This is a genomic window from Paenibacillus sp. FSL H8-0048, assembly GCF_038002825.1.
Taxonomy (GTDB): domain Bacteria; phylum Bacillota; class Bacilli; order Paenibacillales; family Paenibacillaceae; genus Paenibacillus_AQ.
This window is the reverse complement of the sequence record NZ_JBBODF010000001.1, coordinates 1,001,598-1,023,724: the sequence shown is the minus strand read 5'-3', so window position 1 is coordinate 1,023,724 and position 22,127 is coordinate 1,001,598. Positions and strand designations below refer to the sequence as shown.

Annotated in this window: 14 protein-coding genes; 12 read left to right on the top strand and 2 right to left on the bottom strand. The window is 52.0% G+C overall.

The features are described from left to right. Position 1: 1 nt before the first annotated feature. Entirely contained in the window at positions 2-559 is a 558-nt protein-coding gene (locus tag NSU18_RS04420; RefSeq protein WP_341148352.1) for a TetR/AcrR family transcriptional regulator, read from the bottom strand. 363 nt (positions 560-922) lie between these two features. On the opposite strand from NSU18_RS04420, the gene msrA reads away from it, so the two are divergent. Then, positions 923-1,438 (top strand): peptide-methionine (S)-S-oxide reductase MsrA, encoded by a 516-nt coding sequence (msrA, locus tag NSU18_RS04415; RefSeq protein ID WP_341023316.1) that lies wholly within the window; start codon positions 923-925, stop codon positions 1,436-1,438. 203 nt (positions 1,439-1,641) lie between these two features. Then, the gene (locus tag NSU18_RS04410) at positions 1,642-3,012 is read left to right on the top strand and encodes a glycoside hydrolase family 64 protein (RefSeq protein WP_341021662.1); all 1,371 of its coding nucleotides are present in this window, start codon (positions 1,642-1,644) and stop codon (positions 3,010-3,012) included. Here NSU18_RS04410 and NSU18_RS04405 read toward each other — a convergent pair. Beyond that, positions 2,993-4,048 (bottom strand): hypothetical protein, encoded by a 1,056-nt coding sequence (locus tag NSU18_RS04405; protein WP_341148351.1) that lies wholly within the window; start codon positions 4,046-4,048, stop codon positions 2,993-2,995. The two genes, NSU18_RS04410 and NSU18_RS04405, sit on opposite strands and share 20 nt — an antisense overlap. 116 nt (positions 4,049-4,164) lie before the next feature. On the opposite strand from NSU18_RS04405, the gene NSU18_RS04400 reads away from it, so the two are divergent. From NSU18_RS04400 to NSU18_RS04355, 10 genes are all read left to right on the top strand, one after another. Continuing rightward, entirely contained in the window at positions 4,165-4,833 is a 669-nt protein-coding gene (locus tag NSU18_RS04400; protein ID WP_341148350.1) for an HAD family hydrolase, read from the top strand. Positions 4,834-5,280: 447 nt separating this feature from the next. After that, positions 5,281-7,194: a threonine--tRNA ligase gene (gene thrS, locus NSU18_RS04395; protein ID WP_341148349.1), complete on the top strand. Its 1,914-nt coding sequence runs from the start codon at positions 5,281-5,283 to the stop codon at positions 7,192-7,194. A gap of 60 nt (positions 7,195-7,254) precedes the next feature. Beyond that, complete coding sequence (locus NSU18_RS04390) at positions 7,255-7,851, top strand: GNAT family N-acetyltransferase (protein ID WP_341148348.1); 597 nt, start codon at positions 7,255-7,257, stop codon at positions 7,849-7,851. A gap of 585 nt (positions 7,852-8,436) precedes the next feature. Further along, positions 8,437-9,516, top strand: coding sequence for a hypothetical protein (locus tag NSU18_RS04385; protein ID WP_341148347.1), 1,080 nt, complete (start codon positions 8,437-8,439; stop codon positions 9,514-9,516). Next, positions 9,513-11,018 carry a hypothetical protein gene (locus NSU18_RS04380; RefSeq protein ID WP_341148346.1) on the top strand — a complete coding sequence of 502 codons (1,506 nt, stop codon included), beginning with the start codon at positions 9,513-9,515 and terminating at the stop codon, positions 11,016-11,018. Before NSU18_RS04385 ends, NSU18_RS04380 begins: the two co-directional genes overlap by 4 nt. A gap of 12 nt (positions 11,019-11,030) precedes the next feature. Continuing rightward, positions 11,031-11,789: a DUF6063 family protein gene (locus NSU18_RS04375; RefSeq protein ID WP_341148345.1), complete on the top strand. Its 759-nt coding sequence runs from the start codon at positions 11,031-11,033 to the stop codon at positions 11,787-11,789. Further along, positions 11,776-16,299 carry a hypothetical protein gene (locus tag NSU18_RS04370; RefSeq protein ID WP_341148344.1) on the top strand — a complete coding sequence of 1,508 codons (4,524 nt, stop codon included), beginning with the start codon at positions 11,776-11,778 and terminating at the stop codon, positions 16,297-16,299. The genes NSU18_RS04375 and NSU18_RS04370 overlap by 14 nt, the downstream gene beginning before the upstream one ends. Positions 16,300-16,338: 39 nt before the next feature. Further along, a complete protein-coding gene (locus NSU18_RS04365; RefSeq protein WP_341148343.1) occupies positions 16,339-17,169 on the top strand; it encodes an aldo/keto reductase in 831 nt (276 codons plus the stop codon). A gap of 127 nt (positions 17,170-17,296) precedes the next feature. Next, entirely contained in the window at positions 17,297-18,796 is a 1,500-nt protein-coding gene (locus NSU18_RS04360; RefSeq protein ID WP_341148342.1) for a TPM domain-containing protein, read from the top strand. A gap of 201 nt (positions 18,797-18,997) precedes the next feature. Next, positions 18,998-22,120 (top strand): hybrid sensor histidine kinase/response regulator, encoded by a 3,123-nt coding sequence (locus NSU18_RS04355; protein ID WP_341150982.1) that lies wholly within the window; start codon positions 18,998-19,000, stop codon positions 22,118-22,120. The last annotated feature ends 7 nt before the right edge of the window (positions 22,121-22,127 follow it).

Below are 22,127 nucleotides of genomic sequence, written 5' to 3'. Positions count from 1 at the left end.
GCTACAGCTTAATTGCAAGCCAGCATGCTTCAATGGTCTGCTGAATCTGTTGCTCGTTAAGCGGGTACTTTCCGTCCAGATAGCCTTTGATCACAGCAATTAATATTCCGTAGATCAGCTGATAGCACAGGCAAACATTCATTTCCCGGATAATTCCCTGCCGCTGGCCTTCATCAATGATGGAGAAAATCTCTAAGGTGGAGGGAGCAGGTGTGTTCCGCAAATCCTCGGCAATATAGGGCGAAGAGCCATAGTTCTCTGTGAAATCAACCTCTTTGGGGTAGTGAAGCGAGTAGATGGCTGTATTCTTCAGAAGACTTTTTACACGCTCATAGATCGTTAGTCCAGGATCATAGCCGTTCATGACGAACTCATTTTTATGTATGCGGACCTTTTGGTACAGCTCATTGACCAATTGCTCTTTGTTCTCAAAATAATGGTAGAATGTGCTGGAGCCGACATTGGCTCTCTTAAATATTTTGGCAAAAGTAACAGATTGTAAGCCCTCTTCAGTAATCAAATCAAGGGTTGCCTGAAGAATATCATCGCGTTTACCCATCATTACACCTCGCTAGCGGAAAAATCATTCTATGAAATAGTACATCCCCTGCAAGGAATTGTCAATTAACAGAATATGTATTCCTCTATAAAGTATCAAAAAGATAGATTTCATGGTGAATTTGGCCATAAAAAAACTGGTTTCATGACAAAAATATGAAAAATAGAATTTTTATTCTGAATTAATTTGAGATTTAATTCTCTTTGTTTTGGAATATAAATAGAATAAATATTCTATTTCTTAAGTTTATGGATGAATGGTTAAGTAAGCGATCAAATTGACTTTCAGACCATTAGGCATTATCTTCAAGTACAGGGTTTAACGAGAGCCAGCAGATGAGAAACAGGGAGTGAAAAGATGGCTATGGAACAGGCAATGTTTGCCGGAGGCTGCTTCTGGTGTATGGTTACACCGTTCGAAGAGCTGCCCGGCATTCACGGAATTGTATCAGGATACGCCGGAGGAACGGTAGATAACCCTACCTATGAGCAGGTGAAGACAGGGACAACCGGCCATTATGAGGTGGTACAGATCACTTATGACCCGGAATTATTTCCTTATGAGCGGCTGCTTGAGCTATTCTGGCCGCAGATTGACCCGACGGATGACGGCGGACAGTTTCAGGACCGGGGAACACAGTACCGCACGGCGGTATTCTATTATACGGAAGAGCAGCGTCTGGCTGCGCTGGCTTCCCGGGAGCAGGTGGCGGTTAGCGGCCGGTTCGAACAGCCGGTAGTGACGGAGATTCTGGCTGCGCCGGTATTCTATCCGGCAGAAGACTATCATCAGGACTATCACAAGAAGAATCCGAAGCACTATAAAGAGGACCGCGAGCAGTCCGGGCGGGATACCTTTATTTCGCAGCATTGGGAGTAGCGAATAAGAAGTTGAAGCGTAAAAAAGCCTTTAATGACCAGGCATCTGGGAATTAAGGGCTTTTTGCTATTTATGCAGCACCAAACCAAAATATGGGAACCGAAATCCGAAATTCTGTGCCTACTAAATAGTTACCAGAGCTACTATAATCAGATTTGTAAACGGATACAGAAATGCCAATATCATTCAGGAGGAATGTTAGGATGTCCAAAAAATGGCTAATGACGATGCTTGCGTTCGTGCTTTTGCTCTCATGCCTGCCCTTGTTCAATTCCAAAGCAGCCGCTGCAGACTTTACCCAAGGGGTAGACCTGTCAGGAACCTCGGCAACAATCTGGTTCAAATCTTCAGTAAATACCAGTTGGGTGGACGTCCATTACAAGGTGAATTCGGGGACTCAAAGCAATTTCCGCTCAACGTATAACAACAGCAAAGCGCGTTATGAACAAGTGGTTACAGGAATCGCCAGCGGCACAGTACTCACTTACTTCTTCACCTACAACAACGGCACTCCGGCATATGACACCGGCTGGTTCAGCTACACGGCAGGAACCGCACCGACAACCGGGCCGACAACTCCGCCGTCCGGCTCCTCAGGCTCCATCTATTCCATTGCTGCTTCTTCGATTCCGGCACCGCCCGCAGGCTCAGTCTCCGTCAAAGTCATGAACGGAACAGGCGGCGCTTATCCTGATAGCCAGATTTACTGGGGGGTGCTAGGCATCAACCCGGCCAATGGCAAATGGAGTTATCTGGACCTCAGCGGCAACCTGGTTCCGATCTCGAATGCACTGAACAATGCTTCCGGCCATCTGACCAAGAGCGGCGTGAATTATGCCAACATCTATCACACGATTAATCAGGCTTCGTGGGTAACGCTGCCCAAAATCACCTCCGGCCGCATGTTCCTCAGTGTAGGCACGCCGCTGTACATCAAGACTTATGACGATGGCTTTGCCGGACCGGATATTGATAATCCGACCGATCCTAACCGTAATCTTTATTTCGACTTCGTAGAATTCACGGTGGATGCTACAGGCTATCATGGCAATACCACCCGTGTCGATGCCTTCGGCTTCCCGATCCAGCACCGGCTGGTCGGCTTGTCCGGCGGCTATGACAAGACGGTAGGCGAGCTGGAATCGGAGACACGGGCAGGCCTGTTCACCAAATACCAGAATGAAGTTCCGTCTGCGTTCAAATCGCTGGCAACCGATCAGGCACCTTACCGGATTATTGCTCCAGTCCATGGATCGTTCAAAGCTGGCGGAGCCAACGCGAATTACTTCGCAGGCTATTCCAGCTACAGCACCCAGGATATTCTGCGCAATGACGGTTCGCTAATCGATGCCGCCACTTCTGCTGCGATCAACCGCCATGTCTACACCACCAGTAACTGGAACAACGTAGCGAACTATTACAATGCGGCTCCTGCGAACTTTTATGCGAAATTCTGGCATGATCACAGCATCAGCGGACTGGCTTACGGCTTCCCGTATGACGATGTGAACGGCCAGGCAGCCTATCTGGAAGTCGGTGACCCTAAGGGCCTGATTATCCGCGTGGCCTGGTAAGCATAGAGCCGATGGTCTCCAGCAGCGCAGCTTCCTCAATCATCAGCAAATGAGGGATTTCGTGTAGAGAGCCGGTCCTGAATATAAGCAGGCTGCCGACTCTCTCACACGATTGAAGCTGGGAGTACAGGGAAGGATCATCATCCAGTGAAGGGAAAACTACACTCGCAGGCACAGGCTCATATCCGGTAAAAGCCCACTCACCAATCCGCTCCATCGTTCCGGGATCAAACAGAAAGAAGCGTTCGTTCGTATTTTGTGTGATGACTTGACCGTTCTGAAGATAGAGCATGCCATACCCCGGATAATGGTCTTCTTCCTCACACTCGTCTTCGTAGTCCCCATCGTGCGGGCCCTGTTCCTGAAGCAGCTCCAAGGCTGGATAGGAGAACCGGGCATACACCTGCGCATCATTCTCCAGGGTGAACAGCTGACTGCCGTCAGGATGCCAAGCCGGCGCAGTATAACATCCCTGCGGGAACATCTCCCTGCTATGTAACCCGTCCTGCTGAATAGATAATTCGTACACAGATATACCATCCTGACCAGCAGCAAGCTCCAGTGTTACAGCCTCCGCCCCTGGAATATCCATCAGCCGCAGCACACTGTCACCGAACGGATCTTCCAAATCTAGTGAATGTGCCAACGTTCCGTCCCCGCTATGGAACACCGAAATCCGCAGATGCTCCCCGTCCAGCCTGGCTACAGACCAGATTAAACCACCATCACGCGAGAAAAGAACACATTCATACGCCCCGGCTTTGCTCCACAGCAAGCGGCCCGTAAAGTCCCCTGCGCCGATTGCCGCATCCTCCATAATGAAAGCCGCCAGCTCCCGCTCAGGATGAAACGAAAGGGAGTCCAGGTTAAGCGGTTGCAAGTTATAGAGCTGTCCGACTGCAAGAGGCGTGAAGTCTTCGTCCAGTTGATACACTCTGCCTTCCTTGTCATATACAACAACTTCAGGTCCGGCATTGTTTCTTGGGGCGAATCGGTAGTCGCCTACAAGTATTGTGGCGGGATTCAGTAGTATCATCTTTTTCCTCCTGCTCCTCGAATTGCCCTGAATTATAGCATCCTTAGGATGGAAAATAAACAGGAAGAAAGGTATGATAAAATAGCAATTGCACACGAAGGGAGCATCCGGGAGAGATGAAGAACGGCTTGAAGCACATCTTGTTTGATCTGGACGGCACATTGACCGACCCCAAGGAAGGCATTACCAAAAGCGTAGAGTATGCGCTTAACCAATTCGACATAGAGGTGGAGCATCCTGACCTGTTGATTCCATACATAGGTCCGCCGCTATATGATTCTTTTGTCGAGATTCAGGGCTTCTCTGCGGAGGCAGCGGCACAGGCGGTGGAATTCTACCGGGAGCGTTACCGGACACTGGGGATGTTCGAGAACCATGTGATTCCGGGCATACCTGAGCTGCTGGAGAGCTTGAGAGCCATGGGGTTCGAGCTGTATGTCGCGACCTCCAAGCCTATTGTATTCGCTGAGCAGATCCTCCAGCATTATGAGCTGGACAGGTTCTTCAAGTATGCAGCCGGCAGCAATCTGGACGGAACACGCTCGAAGAAGCGAGAGGTGATTCAGCATGTGCTGGATGAGAATAATCTGCTTGCTTCGCAGTCGCTGATGATCGGGGACCGGGAGCATGACATTATTGGGGCCAAAGCCTGCGGTGTAGCCTCAGTGGGCGTGTTGTTCGGCTATGGTTCCGAGGAGGAGCTATCGGCAGCCGGAGCAGACTATATTGCGCATACGGTGGAAGAAGCGGGGGATATAATTCTGCGGTTGCAGCAGAATGATTAAAGATTTAAGCGGTCAAGCGGAAAGCGGATTTTAAGTTTTTTGCTGCGCAGTATTGACTTCCGGCGAAGACCGTGCGTATTATGTAACCAGCAACACCATAACCAAGGCAATGACCAGAGACAGGATATCCCGTGAGGACTGACCAGAGAGAGAAGTGCAAGGTGAGAGCTTCTTACAGAGACCAGCCGGATGTTACCCCTCTATAGCTGTGACACTGAACCCTCCTGCTGTTAGCGAGGCTGTAAATGTCACCGCCCCATCCCCGTTAACGGATGCCATGAGGATTGTACTGCTCACATTTCCGCCGAACAGCCGGGGGTGAAGTGACGTATAGTCGAATTAGGGTGGAACCACGAGCTTAAGACGCACTCGTCCCTTTCCGGGATGAGATGCGTTTTTTTGTGTTTTTATATACGAATATACACTCAAGAAATGGAGGCCATAATCATGGAAATTCAAGTGCAGTTGCCGGATGGAGCAAATAGGAGGTATTCGCGTAACACCACAATTGCGCAGATTGCGGAGTCGATTAGCGTAAGTCTGAAGAAGAAGGCGGTCGCCGGCAAAATCGACGGCAATCTCGTTGACCTTGATTGTCCGGTTGAAGGGGACAGCCTCGTGGAGATCGTCCTGGAGGACAGCAGTGACGGGCTGATGATTCACAGACACAGCACAGCCCATGTGATGGCCCAGGCGGTCAAACGGATCTATGGAGAACGGAACGTGAAGCTGGGCATTGGTCCGGTGATCGAGGACGGCTTCTATTACGATATAGATATTGCCCAGCCTCTGTCCAGCGAGGATCTTGCTGCGATTGAGCGGGAGATGGGGAAGATCATCAAGGAGAACCTGCCGATCCGGCGCCGGGTGGTTAGCCGGGAGGAAGCAGTGCAGTTCTTTGAACAGCTGGAAGAGCCGCTGAAGCTGGAGCTGATCCGGGATCTTCCGGAGGACGCAGTCATCAGCCTGTATGAGCAAGGCGAATTCACGGACCTGTGCCGGGGGCCGCATCTGCTCTCCACTGGCCGGATTAAGGCGTTCAAGCTGCTTAGTGTAGCAGGTGCATACTGGCGCGGAGATGCTGACAATCAGGTGCTTCAGCGGATATACGGCACAGCCTTCCTGAGTGCTGCGGCACTTGAAGAGCATCTGCACCTGCTGGAGGAAGCGAAGAAACGGGATCACCGCAAGCTGGGCAAGGAGCTGGGCTTGTTCATGTTCTCTGAGGAAGCGCCTGGCATGCCGTTCTACCTGGCCAAAGGGATGCTGATCCGCACAGCGCTGGAGGATTTCTCCCGCAAGCTGCAGCGTGCCGACGGGTACGAAGAGGTCCGCTCGCCGCTGATGATGAACCGCCGTCTGTGGGAGCAGTCCGGACATTGGGATCATTACAAGGATGAGATGTATTTCACGAAGGTGGATGAGACAGATTTTGCGCTGAAGCCGATGAACTGTCCGGGACACATGCTGATCTACAAGAACAGCCTCCGTTCCTACCGGGATCTGCCGATCCGCATTGCGGAATACGGCCAGGTGCACCGCCATGAATCCTCCGGCGCGCTGAACGGGATGATGCGGGTCCGTACCTTTTGCCAGGATGACGCCCACTTGTTCGTGCTGCCGGAGCAGATTGAATCCGAGATATCGCGGGTGCTGGAGCTAATCGATCAGTTCTATTCTATCTTCGGATTCGAATACAAGGTCGAGCTCTCCACACGCCCGGAGGACTATATGGGTTCTGAAGAGCTCTGGGATCAGGCAGAAGAGTCGCTTGCGCGGGTGCTGAAGAAGAATGGAATCGAATACCGGGTGAATGAAGGAGATGGCGCTTTTTACGGACCGAAGATCGATTTCCATGTCCTCGATGCCCTGAAGCGGAGCTGGCAATGCGGTACCATTCAACTGGATTTCCAGATGCCTGAGAAGTTCGACCTGACGTATATTGGCGAAGACAACAACAAGCATCGTCCGGTTGTCATCCATCGTGCAGTGTTCGGCTCCATTGACCGGTTCATGGGTATTCTTACAGAGCACTATAGCGGAGCGTTCCCGCTGTGGCTGTCTCCGGTGCAGGTCAGGCTGCTGCCAGTCTCTGTGGTTCATGATGAGTATGCTGAGAAGGTCAGAAGACAGCTTGCCACAGCCGGACTGCGGGTGGAGGTAGATTCCCGGAATGAGAAGCTGGGCTACAGAATCCGTGAAGCTCAGCTGGAGAAAATCCCTTATATGCTGGTGCTGGGAGATCAAGAGCAGAATGACGGCACCATCTCGGTACGAAGCCGTGCGGAGAACACATTTTTCACACTGGGCGCCTGGGAGTTCATCCAGCAGCTGACTGCTAAGATTGACGGATGGGAATAAATCGCTTCATATTTAATAGGTGAGAAGGATAACCGACAAAAAGATATAGGGGGAAATCAGTTGACAGCAATAGAAGCAGGCCAGCTTACAGGCAACGTAATCCGGCTTGTGCCTTTAACGGCGGAGCATAAACCTGAGCTTACCAAGGTGCTGCACAATCCGCAGATCTGGGAGTACACCTGGAGACGGATCAGCTCAGAGGAAGAGGCAGGACAGCTGGTGAATACGGCCCTTTCGAATCAGGCAGCAGGCAAGGATATGCCCTATGTAATGGTGGAGCAGGCATCCGGCAGGATCGTAGGGACTACGCGGTTAATGCATCTGGACCTTACGCATCGTAATGCAGAGATCGGCTGCACCTGGATCTCCCCGGATTACTGGAGAACAGCAGTGAATACGGAGTCGAAGCTGCTTTTGCTGCAATATGCCTTCGAGGTGCTGGGGCTGATCTGGGTAGACTTCTCCATTGTCAATGACAATCTGCGCTCACGGCGGGCCATTGAGCGGATTGGAGCGGCCTTGGAGGGCATCCTGCGCAAGCACCGGATCACCGCTGACGGTACTGTTATGGACAATGTGCTGTACAGTATTATCGATGAGGAATGGCCTGCGGTGAAGCAGAATCTGCTATATCTAGTGAATGAGAAATACAAATAGTAGAGCATCAGATTAAAAAGGATGGATAAGGTTGTAAAGTCCTATTAACACAAAATTTAACGGACCAGAGAGATCTTATCCCTACGAAAACGCCACTCTTTGCAGAGTAACGGACTCAGGCGACTTTATAGTCTCTCTATGAGACGTTTCGGAGCTGAAGTGCAAAGTATAAGGCCTGTGGAGTCCGTTACTCGCCCCAATGGCGACTTTCTTCCCGAATAAGTGCACTTCAGTCCGTTACGCTAAGCCAAACGCCCTGAAGAACAACGCCAGTTTGGAAAAAAGATGTAATTTGAAGGGGTATTTCGTCTGATCCACTATTTTAAATCTGATAAGATACTAGCGCCATGCTGTGAATTCGTGCCATAACATAGAGGGGTCCTGACATGGGCTCCTCTATTCATTTTGTAAATAGCCATATCTATGAAACATTGTTATAATAGAAAGACATGAGAATAGAAACATACATTCCCATTATTTCTGGGGCCTGAGCATTTATACAACGTCTATATCTCTGTAGGTTCTGGCCCATATTTCACCCTGCGGTGCGGATTTGGGTTTATGTTATGTTGTGAGGGTGATGGGATGAAACAGCGGATTCAGGAAGTTATTGAGTGCAAGTTCAGGAAATCTCACCGGGCCAGAAGACGATTTAAGCTGGCGGAGCTTGAAAAAGCGATAATTGAATCCTTCGAGTATCCGGGAGATTATAACGAAGCAGATGGTCGATCAGCGCTTAAATACGGAATTGAAGCATTGGTGGCAGACGGATACCTGATACCTATAATCAAAAAAGTAAAATTTTCATCCACAGATTTGGAAGAAGCCTATTGGCTGACTGTACCTGCTTCCTCTCAGGCTAAATGGAGCGAGACGGCCATGATGCGGGTCATCGGCGCGAAAGGGCTGAATCTGGATTATTACAGGAATCATCCCGAAGCGCAGACGGCACACACATGGGATTACATAGAACGGATTTATGAATTTTTGCTTACAGCAGAAGACAGGAAGCTAATTACGCGTGAGGAACGCTCGCTGGAGCTTTTTGATCAGGAGAAATATTTGGCTGGGCCAGAAGGCAAGCAATTGCTATCCAGAAAGGGCATGAATCTGGAGCTGCTCCGAGCCGAGATTGTACGTGAAGATTTCGGGTCATTCCGTATGCCGGGCAGGCCTGTAGACCGTATTCTCATCTCAGAGAACCTCTCTTTCTACCACTCCGCCAAAAACCTGATACAAAATGGGCTTACGGTATGTGGAATGCACCCCGATATGCTGATCTATGGTAAAGGCTGGAAGGTCGTCAGCAGCCTGCATTTTTTGGAGGAACAGGGCATTGATCCCCTTGAACCAGCGCTGTTCTATGTGGGCGATATGGACAAGAAGGGCTGGGAGATCTACGGCAAACTGAAGCTGGACTACCCGGAGCTGAACATGAAACTGGCATTGCCAGTGTACCTTTCCATGCATAGCAACGCCAATCGGCGGTACGATTATGTCAAAGAACAAACAGACTGTCCTCCGCCTTATCTGGAGCGGGTGCGTCAGGAGTTCTCAGCTATTCCCGAACTGCTGCTGTGTATGAATACCCTGCTGACTGAGAACAAGAGGATTCCGCAGGAAGTCTTAAATTATGAAGTGATGGCGAGGTTGGCAAGAGCATGAACTGGAATGATTTCGGAGAACGGAACAAGCGGCTGAACCCCTTATGGAGTCTGGGTGCAGGCATGAATCTGGGTGAGCTGCAGCCGTATAAGGAAATGATTGCCCTTAGTGTGCTGCTGCAGGTCTATTATCTGGAGCTGGAATCCAATGAACAGCGGGCCAGGGAGGATCTCGTGGATCTGGCCTGGAGCTCGCTGGAGCGCTTCGGCAAAGCGAAGTCAGGCAGCCCGGAATCGGTCGAACGGCTGATAGACGGACTTCTGTGGAGCGGCAGCGGCGGGGATTTCGAGGCCCATTATTACGATGACCACACCCGGCAGATCGGGGTCCAGAAATACAAGTATTTCACCGTGGATGAGGATGCCACACGTATCAGCTGGCAAGAGAACGGGACGACCATCTACCGGCTCTCCGAGTATGCGATGGAGCTGATCTTCATGAGCCACGAGATTATCGACGAGTTCCAGGTCAGCATCAAGCTGCTGGAGATTCAGATGCATATCAAGCATGGTCGGGTTACCCGGGCGATGCAGGATGTGAATGAGCTGATCTCCCGCGTGCGCAAAATGACCCAGCAGCAGCAGGAGTACCGCAACGCGCTGCGCCGTAATCCGAAGCATATCTTCAGCGAATACGGTAACCAGCGGCATGAGCGGCTGGAGGAGATCCACCGGCAATTTGACGAGGAACGCAAGCATTTCGATAATATCCACCGCTCGCTGGCCCGGCTGGCCAATGATGAGAAGGATGTCATTGATTTCAATGAGCTGCGTCAGCTCTCCGAACGGGTCGAGCTGTCCCGGCGGGTGCATGATGAGCTGGCCGAGGTCGTGCTGAGCATCTTCGAAGCGGAGACGAATCTGCGGCTGAACTTCCCGGAGCTATTCTGGGGAGCAGCGGGCTTCAACTTCCGCACTCATGTATGGGAGGAATGGGTGAAGCCGGAAGGGCTGCGGGATGGGGATAGCCTGGAGACGCTGATCAGCGGGCTGTTCTCGCCCAGCCAGGATTTCATCTATCCGCTGGCCTGGGCCTGGGAAGAGCAGGAGGTCGGCTTCCTGCCGGAGGATACCCAGGATGCGCCGGAGGAAGCCGGAGAAGAAGAGGATATCCATTATGTGCCCAGAGATATTCCCTGGACCGAGGTATGTGAGCTGTGGCTGCCCGTCATAGCCGGAGTGGCTGCGCAAGGCAGCTTCACCTTCACTGCGGAAGCGTTCACGGAGCAGGAGCAGCGGCGCTGGGCGGATTGTCCGGATGCCGTGGATTTGTGGGTGCAATTTTTCCATACCGTAATTACTGTCGAGGAGCAGGAAGCGGAGGGCCACGGCGTGGCAGACGAATGCCAGAAGCTGCTGCAGCGGCTGATGCTGGAACACCCGGAGCTTGCGGTGCTGCGCGGCACAAGGCTGCGGACCACCATCTCTGCACAGCAGCAGGGCAGCATACGTATCCCCGGCCTTGAGATCAGCCCTTATACCATTAATATAGTAGAGAAGTGAGATGATTCGGATATGAGTTATTCCCTAGAGCAAGTTCAGCAGGCTTCCCGGCTGTTCTTCGACCTGCTTCGCCGCAAGGTGATTCCGCTGGATGATCCCGCTGCCGCCGAATGTCTGCAGGATACCGCTGCTTATGATGCCCTGCAATATGTAGCCAAAGAAGCCGGCTGCCGGATTATGAATTCCGGTCACCGCCTGCACCTGCTCGTGAGTCCGATCGGCTCCGGGTTCGCCAGCAACTTCACTCAGCTGCGCAATAAATATTCACGGATAGAGCGCAAGACGCATCTACATATCATTAACGTTATAATCCTCGTCTTCCTGGCGGAGATGGATCAGGATGAGCAGCACTTCAAGCCGGGACAGGACAGCATGTCCTATATTCAGTTGTCGGATCAGGTATCCGAGCTGTTCCAGGGCTGGATAGGCATGGATGAAGACGGCAGCTTCAGCAAGCAGTGGCGGCTGGATATCCAGGCGATGCACAGAGTGTGGACCAGTCTCTATATGCAGACCCGCAGCCAGGAGGAGGGGGACTCGCTGACCCGCGGCGCAGGCTCCCGGATTGGCCTCATCCACGAAGGAATGAAGCTGCTGGAGGAGGAGCATCTGGTGTTCATTTCCGAGAATGAGAAGCGCATTTTCCCAAGAGAAGAGCTGTACGAGCGGATGCGTTATCTCTACCATGATGTGGACCGGTACAAAGAGCTGAAGGCTCTGGTTGGCCGGACGCTTAGCGAACAGGAGGGGAAAGCCCATGCCGCGCATTGAGCGAATCCGCATCGCCGGACTGAAGTACGAGAAGATGCTGAAGAAATATGAGGATATGATCCTCGATCTGTGTAATGAAGAAGGCCCGGCCAATACCCTGATTACGCTGATGAACGGCGGGGGAAAGGGCGTACTGCTGCAATCGATTTTCCAGTTGCTGATGCCTAGAGCCGCCTGGGGTAAGGATAATGAGAACCAGGTCGAGGCCTTCTTCCATAATCACAAAAAACAGCTGAAGCCCTACACCTTCCATGTGGCCATCGAATGGAGGCTTGACGATAAAGAGCGGACGGAGTATATCACCACCGGGATCGCGATGACGGCCCAGCATTCCATGGACCAGCTTGAGATCAAAGTCGATTATCTGCTGTACGCGCTGCTCAAATATGAGGAGATGGCTGAGCTTACACTCTCCACCCTGCCCTTGTATGATCACGAGCTGAACACTCCTGCGAGCTTCGAAGCAGTTCAGCAGTTTGTACGGGAGCGGCGGGGTGAGATTAATGTCTACGGCAGCAGCAGCTCCGATCTGAAGAAATACTATGCCTACCTGGCTGAGCATGATATTCATATCGATGAATGGCGCAACATGCGCAGAATTAACGGGGAAGAGGGCGGCATCAAGGGCTATTTCCAGAAAAATGACGCCTTCACTAATCATAATCTTTTCGAGCGGCTGATTATTCCAGAGATCGGTTCCAGTCTGGGAGGGAGCCTGCGCGAGGATGAAGGCTCGCTTCAGCGGATGTTCGTGGATACCGCTACGGTTGCACAGCGGCTGCCGATGCTGGAGCAGCGCGAGCGGGCTTTTGCCGAGTTCACCTCTCTTGCGGCTCCTCTGTATGAAGCGGTAAAACTTGGAACGGAGGCGGACCTCAGCTTCCGGGAGACTGAACGGCTAGGCGCGCAGCTCTATACTGTTATTCATGATGAACTGAAGCAGGCGGAAGACAAGCGCCGCAAAGCGGCGGATGAGCTGGCCGGACATTATATGGAAGCGAAGACGCTCAGATTCGAGAGCGATAATCTGAAGTACCTGCGGCTGAAGGAAGAGCATGACGGCAAGCAGGAGCACTTCAGAGCGGTCTCGGACAATCAGACACGGGCCAAGCAGCGTCTGGAAGAGTCGAAGCAGAGAGAGAAGTCGCTGGAGGTCGCCCATTATCTGGCCCGGCGCAAGCTGCAGCTCCGTCAGATGGAGCAGTGGCAGAAGGAGATTGAAGCCATCGAGGGGTCGCTTGCGATGAAAGAGCGACAAGAGGTCATTCAGGGAGCCAAGCAGGAACTGCGGGTACAGTGGGAGCAGGTATACCGGCTATGGCAGAAGAAGAGTCTCTTCTACAGCGCGCAGCAGCAGTCCCATGCAGCGGAAGAGCAGATTCTGCGCAAGGGCCGGGAGGAATTACTGCTGGAGCTTGGCAGACTGGATGGAAAGCTGCAGGAATTAACAGCCATGATCCGTCAGTACACAGAGGATCTGGGTGTGTTCGCTTCCCGCCACGGACAGGAAGCCGCCCACTCACCGGCCGCCGCTCTTCAGCGCGCGCTGATTGCGGCCAGAGGACTCAGTGAGCAGATGGATGCTTTGAACGAACAGCGCAAGACCGCTGAGGACCAGAAGCAGCTTCTGCATACGCAGCATACCCGGCTGGCCGAGAAGCTGCTGGGGGCCGAGGTTCAGGCAGAGGAGCTAACCGGGCGAATCGAAGCCCAGATGAACAAGGAGTCGCAGCTCTGGTCACAGCTCGTAGTGCTGCTGGAGATGTACGAGGAGCATCAGCTGCTTGGCGCGACAGCTCTATTCGAAGCGAAGCCTCTAATCCAGGAGCGGTTCATCCGCAGGCTGGAGGACACCGAGCAGCAGACGAAACGGCTGCGGCGGGATTATTATCAGCAGCTGCTGGATGTCGAGCTGCAGCACGAAGCCTACTGGCTGCCTAACCATGATATCGTAACGGTGAAGGATACGCTGGATGCCCTCAAGATTAGCTCCATGACCGGTACCATGTATCTGAACGATCAGCCGTATCTGGTCCGTGAGGAGGAGCTGGAACGACATCCGCTGCTTCCATACGGCCTGATTGTCACGAAGCGTGAAGCGGCTAAGCTGAAGCCGGAGCTGCTTAAGGAGCTTTTGCTTAAGGCTCCGGTCCCGATCTTCGTGCGCGAGGAGATGGCGGAGGGCGGTACAGACGCCTTCCTGCTGCTGGCGCATCAAGGGCCGCAAATGGTCTTGCAGCCGGATCATTTCCAGGATTGGAAGCGGGGGATGGCCTCCAGACTCCGTGAGCAGGAGGAGGAGCTTCAGGCGCAGGAAGCGTATCTTGCCAAGCTGAGATCCGCCCGGCAGGAATATGAACGTCTCCATCAGGGCGAGCATACCGCAAGTCTGCGGGTCAGACAGAAGAGTGCGGAGATCCTGCTGCAGGAGCTTCGCAGCCAGCTGAATGAAATGAATGCAGAACAGGCACGCTATGAGGAGGTTCTGGCTGGAATTTCCAGAGACCTGTCAGCCTGCGAAGCGGATAAGTCCGAGCAGGAGGCCCGGGCGGCGGCGCTGCGGGAGTGGAATGAGCGGAGCCGGAAGCATGAGCAGAACTATACAGACAAGCACAAGTCTGTGGAGCAGAAGAATAATCTCAGCAAAGAGATTGCGGTGAAGGACCAGCAGCTCTCCCGGCTGAAGGCGGAGATGGACAGCCTCGCCTTGCAGCGCGAGAAATGGATCGGGGATGCCCGTTATTCCATATTCCCGCGGCTGCAGAACTGGTTCCCTGACATAGAGTTCCCCGGTGAATCTGCGGGTGCGAAGGTTCAGGATGCTGATACTGGGGCGGATGCTAAGGCAGATGAAGCTGCTGCCGATGAAGGGCTAAATGAGACGGTACAGGACAAGCTGCTGCAGCTGCTCAGTACGGCCGAGAGTCTTCAGCAGTCACTAAGCCAGAATGAGCTGGAGATCCGCACAAGAACAGCCCAGATCAAGGCGGCCAGAGAACAGCTGGCAGAGCTGGAAGCTGCTGTGCAGCAGGTAGATGCCGGATGGCCGTCTGCCCCTGAGCCGCAGGATTCGCCGGACATGATTCAGTCCGCCAGAGTCCGGCAGAAGAGCGACACGATGATTCTGGACGAGGATTATCAACAGCTCCGTGACTCCTTCATCCGCTGTCAGACCGAGCTTGACAGCCTGCACAAAGAGCTGGGCAAGTCCGAGAAGGCGATTAAGGAGAAGCATGAGCGGACGGTAGAGCTATGGCATGATCCGCTGGAACAGAAGGAGGAAGAGATCAGTCTGCGGGTCCGGGAGAATGAGCATCTGCTGAATAACAGTAAGCAGGCGCTGGCTTCCTTGGATCAATGGCTGCTCATTCTCGGCAATCAGAGCCGGATCATGGATACCCATGTCGAGCACCGTGCGCCACTCCGGGAGGTGCCGGAAGAATTGCAGCTGAGTGTGCGGGAGAGCTGCGAGACGCTGGTGGAGGATTGGCTGCAGCGCAGCAAGGAGAGCCGCAGCCAGCGGGCAGAGGTCTCCCGCAAGGTCAAGGAAGAGAAGACTGGGCTGAGCGGCAAGGTAGCCAAGTCCGGCTGGAATGCGGAGCTTGAGACGAAGATTCAGGAACGCCTGAACAATGTTCACTGGGATGATTTCGCTATCGCCTTACAGGTGCTGGATTCTATGCTTCAGAGCTCGCGTGATCAGATGGAGAGCATCCGCAGCGATAAAGAGGATATGGAGCTGTCCCGCAAGCTGTGGGTAGGCCGGGCAGCCAAGCGTGTGGTGCAGATCGTTGATATTCTGAAGCGGATGGAACGCCGGATGATCATTCACAATGAGAACGGCCATGCCTTCCCGCTGGTTAAGCTGAATTACAAGAATATTAATGTTCCACGGACGACTGACGACATCGAACCGCTGGTCAGCGAATACTTCAACCGCTGCATCAGCAGCCTGCTGGAGCGGTTCCCGAAGATGGAGCAGGTTCCTGCTTCAGCCGTCAGAGAGCTGATTAACGATGGACGCATGGTATACGCGGCGCTGCAGAACCGCTTCCCGGTATTGCAGGTGTATAAGCCGGTGACGGAGAATTACTTCCTGTATGCCGCTCCCGAGGACTATCACTATTCCGATTGGGAGGTTATCAACCGCGGCGCACTGGATGAGGCGGTGGGCAGCGGCGGACAGCGCCAGTCTGTTCAACTGCTGGTGGCGATGATGATTATGACCCATAAGCGTGTTAACCGGGAAAATAAAGGCTGGACGGTCTTCCTGTACGATAACCCGTTCGGAGAGATGGTCTCGAATAACGTGCTTGATCCGGTCTTCGAGATCTCGAAGGCGCTGAAGTTCCAGTGGCTGATCGTCACGCCGCCGGAGCTGGTCAAGAATGATGTCAGCATCCGCTTCGGCGTGTACTGGCAGCTGTATTTTGGCGGAGATAAAGGGGATGCCCTGGATTCGACCCTGGTCAAAGGCGGGCGCAAGCTAATCCCTGCTTCATTATTCTAGTTAATCCAACAAATCCATTAGACAGGTGGTAGTGTGAATATGATGAACTTAAAATCGGCAACGAAATTAGCTAACGGTGTAGAAATGCCATGGTTCGGGCTGGGTGTGTTCAAGGTACAAGAGGGCCAGGAGGTTATTGATTCGGTCAAAGCAGCCATCAAGGCGGGTTACCGGAGTATCGATACTGCATCCGTATACGGAAATGAAGAAGGGGTCGGGCAGGCTATCCGTGAATCGGGAGTAGCGCGTGAGGAGCTGTTCATCACCACCAAGGTATGGAATACCGAGCAGGGCTATGATTCTACGCTGGCCGCATTTGACCAGAGCTTAAGCAAGCTGGGACTGGATTATGCCGATCTGTATCTGGTGCATTGGCCGATCCGGGCCAAATACAAAGACACCTGGCGGGCCATTGAGAAGCTGTATGCGGACGGCAAAGTCCGTGCCATCGGGGTATCCAACTTCCAGATCGATCATCTGGAGGATCTGCTTACTGTGGCCAAGGTGAAGCCGATGGTCAATCAGGTAGAGCTGCATCCGCTGCTTAACCAGCAAGAGCTCCGTGAGTATTGCAAGGCGCAGGGCATTCAGATTGAAGCCTGGGCCCCGCTGGCTCAAGGGCATCTGCTGGACAATGAAGTGCTGGCCGAGATTGCAGCCCATCATAACAAAACGCTGCCGCAGGTCATCCTGCGCTGGGATCTGCAGAACGGAATCGTGACGATTCCGAAGTCGGTCAAGGAGGAGCGGATTATTGCGAATGCCGATATTTTTGACTTTGAGCTGTCGGAAGAGGAGAGCAGCCGGATCAACGGCCTGAACCGCGATCAGCGCTTCGGCTCTCACCCGGACCGGTTCAATAACGAGTAAGCCCCGGCAGACTCTTTTGAATAATTGCTAGATTCGGACATACACATAAGAGAGATGGAACTATACGTCCATCCCGTGCGTAACCGATATAGTAATAGAAGAGATATGAGAAGCCGGAGGGGATTTAATGAAGCGTGCAAGAATACTTCAAACAGTGCTGGCCGGTATGCTGTTAATGCTGCTGCTGCCGTTCATTCCGGGGAAGGCGGAGGCGGCAGTGCCGGCGCATTCGGAAGCCTTTTATGTGAATGATTTTGCGAACGTGATTGATGAGAAGACCGAGAATTACATGGTCAACTATGGGGTGAAGCTCTATCAGGAGACCGGGGCGCAGGTAGTGCTGGTTACGGTGAATTCGACGAACGGCGTATCTATGGAGAAATATGCGACCTCGCTGTTCAATTCATGGGGGGTCGGCTCGGCAGACAAGAATAATGGGCTTCTGCTGCTGCTCTCCATTAAGGACGATGATTACTGGGCCGTTCCCGGCAAGGGACTGGAGACTGAGCTTAACAGTGGCGTTATCTCGAAGATTCTCTCGGCATCATTGGAGCCGGACTTCGCAGCCAAGAAGTACAGCGCAGGTGCTAATAAAACCTATGGCGCTTTCATTCAGAAGCTCGGCGGAAGCTACTCGGAAACACTAGGCACCCGCAATTATGTCTCGGACAATGCCGGAATCCTCCCGCAAGTTACCAAGGATTATCTGAACCAGTCCAGCAACCGTTACGCGGCTACCACCGGGAGCGGAATCTATGTGGTAACTGTTAAGAATACTGGAGGCAAGAGCCTGCAGGATTACACCTATGCGAAGTTCGCCGGGGTTGCTGCCGGGCCCAGAGATGTGATGCTCGTACTGGATATCGGCGGGGATAACTATCATGTGCTACAGGGTAAAACGATCGACGGAGTGCTGACGAATAATCGGATCAGCGGGATTCTGGATACGGTGCTGGAGCCCAAATTTGCGGCAAAAGATTACGCAGGCGGCGTGGTGGGGACGGCGAATGCCTTCTACGGCTTCTTCCTGGCCCGGGTGGATGCTGCATCGGGGAAAGCCGCAGGCAGCTCCACATCTGCAACAGCCTCTACCGTCAGCAAAGCACCTGTGGCAGCGAAAGAACCTGTGGAGCTGGTGCCTGTCTCCAGATCGAAGGGGATGCTGATTCTCGGGATTTTCCTGGTTCTTGTCGCGCTAATCAGTCTCGCGGCTGCTTCGCGCAACCGCTATGTTGCCCGTTACGGGATACGGATCAATCCGCATAACCCGCGCAATATCCGGCGCTATGGCGCCTGGACCGGCCAGCCCGGTTATGGCTACAGCCAGAGAAGAAGATATCGGCGGCCGCACCATCACAACCATTCGTCTGCGGGGAGCAGCTCCTCATCCAGCTCCAGCAGCTTCTGGGGCAGTAACTCCGGGGGCGGCGGTTCTTCGAGCGGAGGGGGAGCGGGGCGGTATTCCTCGCGTGACGACGATGATGATGATGATCGGAATCACGGCGGTGGCGGATACTCGGGCGGCGGCGGAGCCGGCCGGTATTCCTCCCGCGATGATGACGATGATAGCAATTCAGGCGGTGGCGGCAGTGCAAGCAGCGGCGGCGGTGTGGGCAGACATGGGTGAGATGAAGTACCGAAGTATGCGTATCAGCAAGTTTTTGGAGGATGAACACGCAGAAGGCTGTACTGCATCATAACAGACATAGGAAATGCAAAGCTTACACCGGTGTGGTTGGTCTTCTGCAGATTTATGGGTGCTGCCAGATAAAGAAAGCACCTATGTAGGAGAGGGACATTCTTGGCTAATTTATCAATAAGATATCAAATGAAGTGGAAGTACTTCTTTTTATTGCTTGGATTACTATTAGCTGTTCTATCTGGTTCGCGCTTATTGTGGATGGAGGTGTTTGGTAATCTGCAACAGGATTCTATCCACAACGGCGAACTCGATTTACGTGATTGGAATGCAGAAGACGGGAAGATCATTTTGCTGGACGGGGAATGGGAGTTCTATCCTTCACAATGGATCTCAGAGGGAAGTAAGCAGCTGGAGCTGGCCGGGAGTGAGCCAAGAATGACTCAAGTACCGGGGGGATGGAATACAGCTGTGCAGACGGGCACCTCAACTCCATACGGATTTGGCTCTTACCGTTTGCGATTACATGTGAATCAGGAGCAGGGTTTGAATTATAGTATTCATGTACCAAGTATCCGCACTTCATCCAAAGTGTATGTCAACGGTCGTCTGCTGGCTCAATCCGGGCGGGTGGGGGAGTCGGAAAAGGTCTCTATCGCTAACAATCTTCCGTATTCGGCGACCTTTACGGCAGACAAAGACGGCGTAATCGAGCTGATGGTTCAAGCGTCTAATTATGTGGATAGCCGTAGTGGTGGCATTGTCCGGTCTATTAAATTCGGTTCAGAACAAGCGATAATCCAAGAAATGAAAATTTCGGTTTCTATGCAGGTTCTGACAACGGTTATTTTTCTGATTCATTCTGCCTATGCGCTTATTTTATTTATACTGGGCAATAAGGAGAAAAAGCTGCTATATTTCTCGCTGCTTACCTTCTGCTTCACACTAAGCAGCGGTTTAAGCAATGATGAAAAGCTGCTCCACCAAATTTTTTACATCGGCAATGCTTGGGATTTTCGGTTATCCAATGCAGTTTTTTTGCTTGGAGCCTATGCCCTTTTGGAATGTACTAATCATCGTGAACTCGCTTTGTGGTACAGGATCTATCCTGTATTCAGGGTTATCATTTTGGGGAGCGCAGGAATTACACTGTTCTTAAATACATATCAGATAACCAGGATCTTTCCCTTGTACTATCTGCTAGGCGGTATGGTCGGCGTCATTTCGATCATCGCAATCTTTAGAACCCTGGTCAAGGATATGAGAGGAAACCTATTGTTTTTCTTTTCCGTTCTTGCGTTAATCCATCATTTCATTTGGACACTTCTCTGGCGGGAGGGCGGCTATAGCGTTGTCTATTATCCTTTTGATCTGATTATTTCAATGGGGTGCTTGGCCTCAGTATGGTTTAGAAATTATTTCAGCATGTACCAAAATACGAATGAACTTGCAACTGCCTTGCAAAGAATGAATGACCATAAGGATCAATTTTTGGCGAATACTTCTCATGAATTCAAAAACCCGCTTCACAGCATACTTAATCTTTCGCAATCCGTTCTAAAACGGGAACAGCATTTGATGCAGGATAGAAGCATTAAGGAACTCGAAACTATTTTCTCGGTAGGGCGCCGGTTGACCTTGATCTTAAACGATTTGATTGATGTAATGAGTTTGCGTGAGGGGACCCCCCGTATCTTTCCGAAAGTTATATCGATTCAGCCGATTGTGACAGGCGTACTGGATATGCTGCAATTCAATGCAGAGGTGAAATCTGTAGAAATAATAAACCGGATTCCTGAAAAATTCCCTTTGGTCTACGCAGATGAGAACCGGATGATTCAAATAGTCTTCAATTTGCTTCATAATGCTGTGAAATACACCAATAACGGCGTCATTTCGATTTCGGCTTATGATCAGAACGGGCGCGCTTATATCGCCGTTGCTGACACTGGAATTGGAATGGATGAGGAAATGCTTAAACGCCTGTTCCGGCCTTATGAGCAAGCTCAGACAAGTGACACCATGATTGAAGGCGGCTTTGGGTTAGGCTTGAGTATTAGCAAACAACTGGTTGAGCTTCATGGGGGCAGCTTAGAGGTGACTTCTACCAAGGGAGAAGGCTCGCAATTCATTTTCTCTGTAGAGCTGTCTGGCTTGGGAGCGGAAGCGGAAAGTGCAGGGACGCACGCTGTTCAGCCAGTACCGGCATCTTCTGCGGCAACTCAAGCATCTGTTCTTGGGAACATGGACGATGCGATTATCCAAAGTGCTGAGACAGCGGCGGCATTCGTCAGCATGGATTCCGTCCGTCCGGTACTCTTAATCATCGATGATGATCCCGTGAACCTTCAAGTGCTGGAAGCCATCCTCCCTCCAGATGAATATGACATTACACTGGTAACCAGTGCCAAACAAGCTTTGGCCATTCTGGATACTAAGGACTGGGATCTGGTGATCTCCGATATCATGATGCCGATCATGTCCGGCTATGAGTTAACCCGAAGAATCCGTGAGCGCTATACCTTCACAGAGCTTCCGGTGCTGCTGCTTACAGCAAGAAGTCAGCCGCAGGATATTCAGAGCGGTTACCTGGCAGGAGCGAACGATTATGTAACCAAACCAGTCGAGGCATTAGAGCTTACACTTCGAATCAAAGCGTTAACGACGATTAAGCAATCCATCCGGGAACAACTTCGTTTAGAAGCTGTATGGCTGCAAGCGCAAATTCAGCCTCATTTTTTGTTCAATGCATTAAATTCTATATCCGCCTTAAGTGATATTAATTTGGAGAAGATGCGTGATCTGCTTGATGAGTTCACTAATTATTTGAGGAACAAATTCAAATTTCAGAATATGGACAGTCTTGTGCCCATTGAAGAAGAGCTGAGTCTAGTGCGCTCTTACGTGTATATTGAACAGGTCCGGTTCGAGGACAGGCTGCAGGTGATTTGGGAAATTGATGAGACAAAATACATCAGGGTTCCTTTTTTGTCAATTCAGCCTCTCGTGGAGAATGCGATCAGGCACGGAGTCATGAAGCGCAAACGTGGAGGCCGCATTGTAATACGAATTTCTGTTGTGGAGACCCTTGCAGAGATAACCGTCCTTGATGATGGGGTAGGAATGGAAGAGGCTCAATTGCAACGAGTGCTGGATAGGAATTCAGCCAACCGATCCGGTGTTGGATTAATTAATACAGATCAGCGATTGAAACGACAGTTCGGTACGGGTCTTGATATCAAGAGCTCGTCGGATACAGGGACAACGGTCACTTTTCACGTTCCGCTCAGCGTAGAGAACGCCCGTGAATAGACTGTAA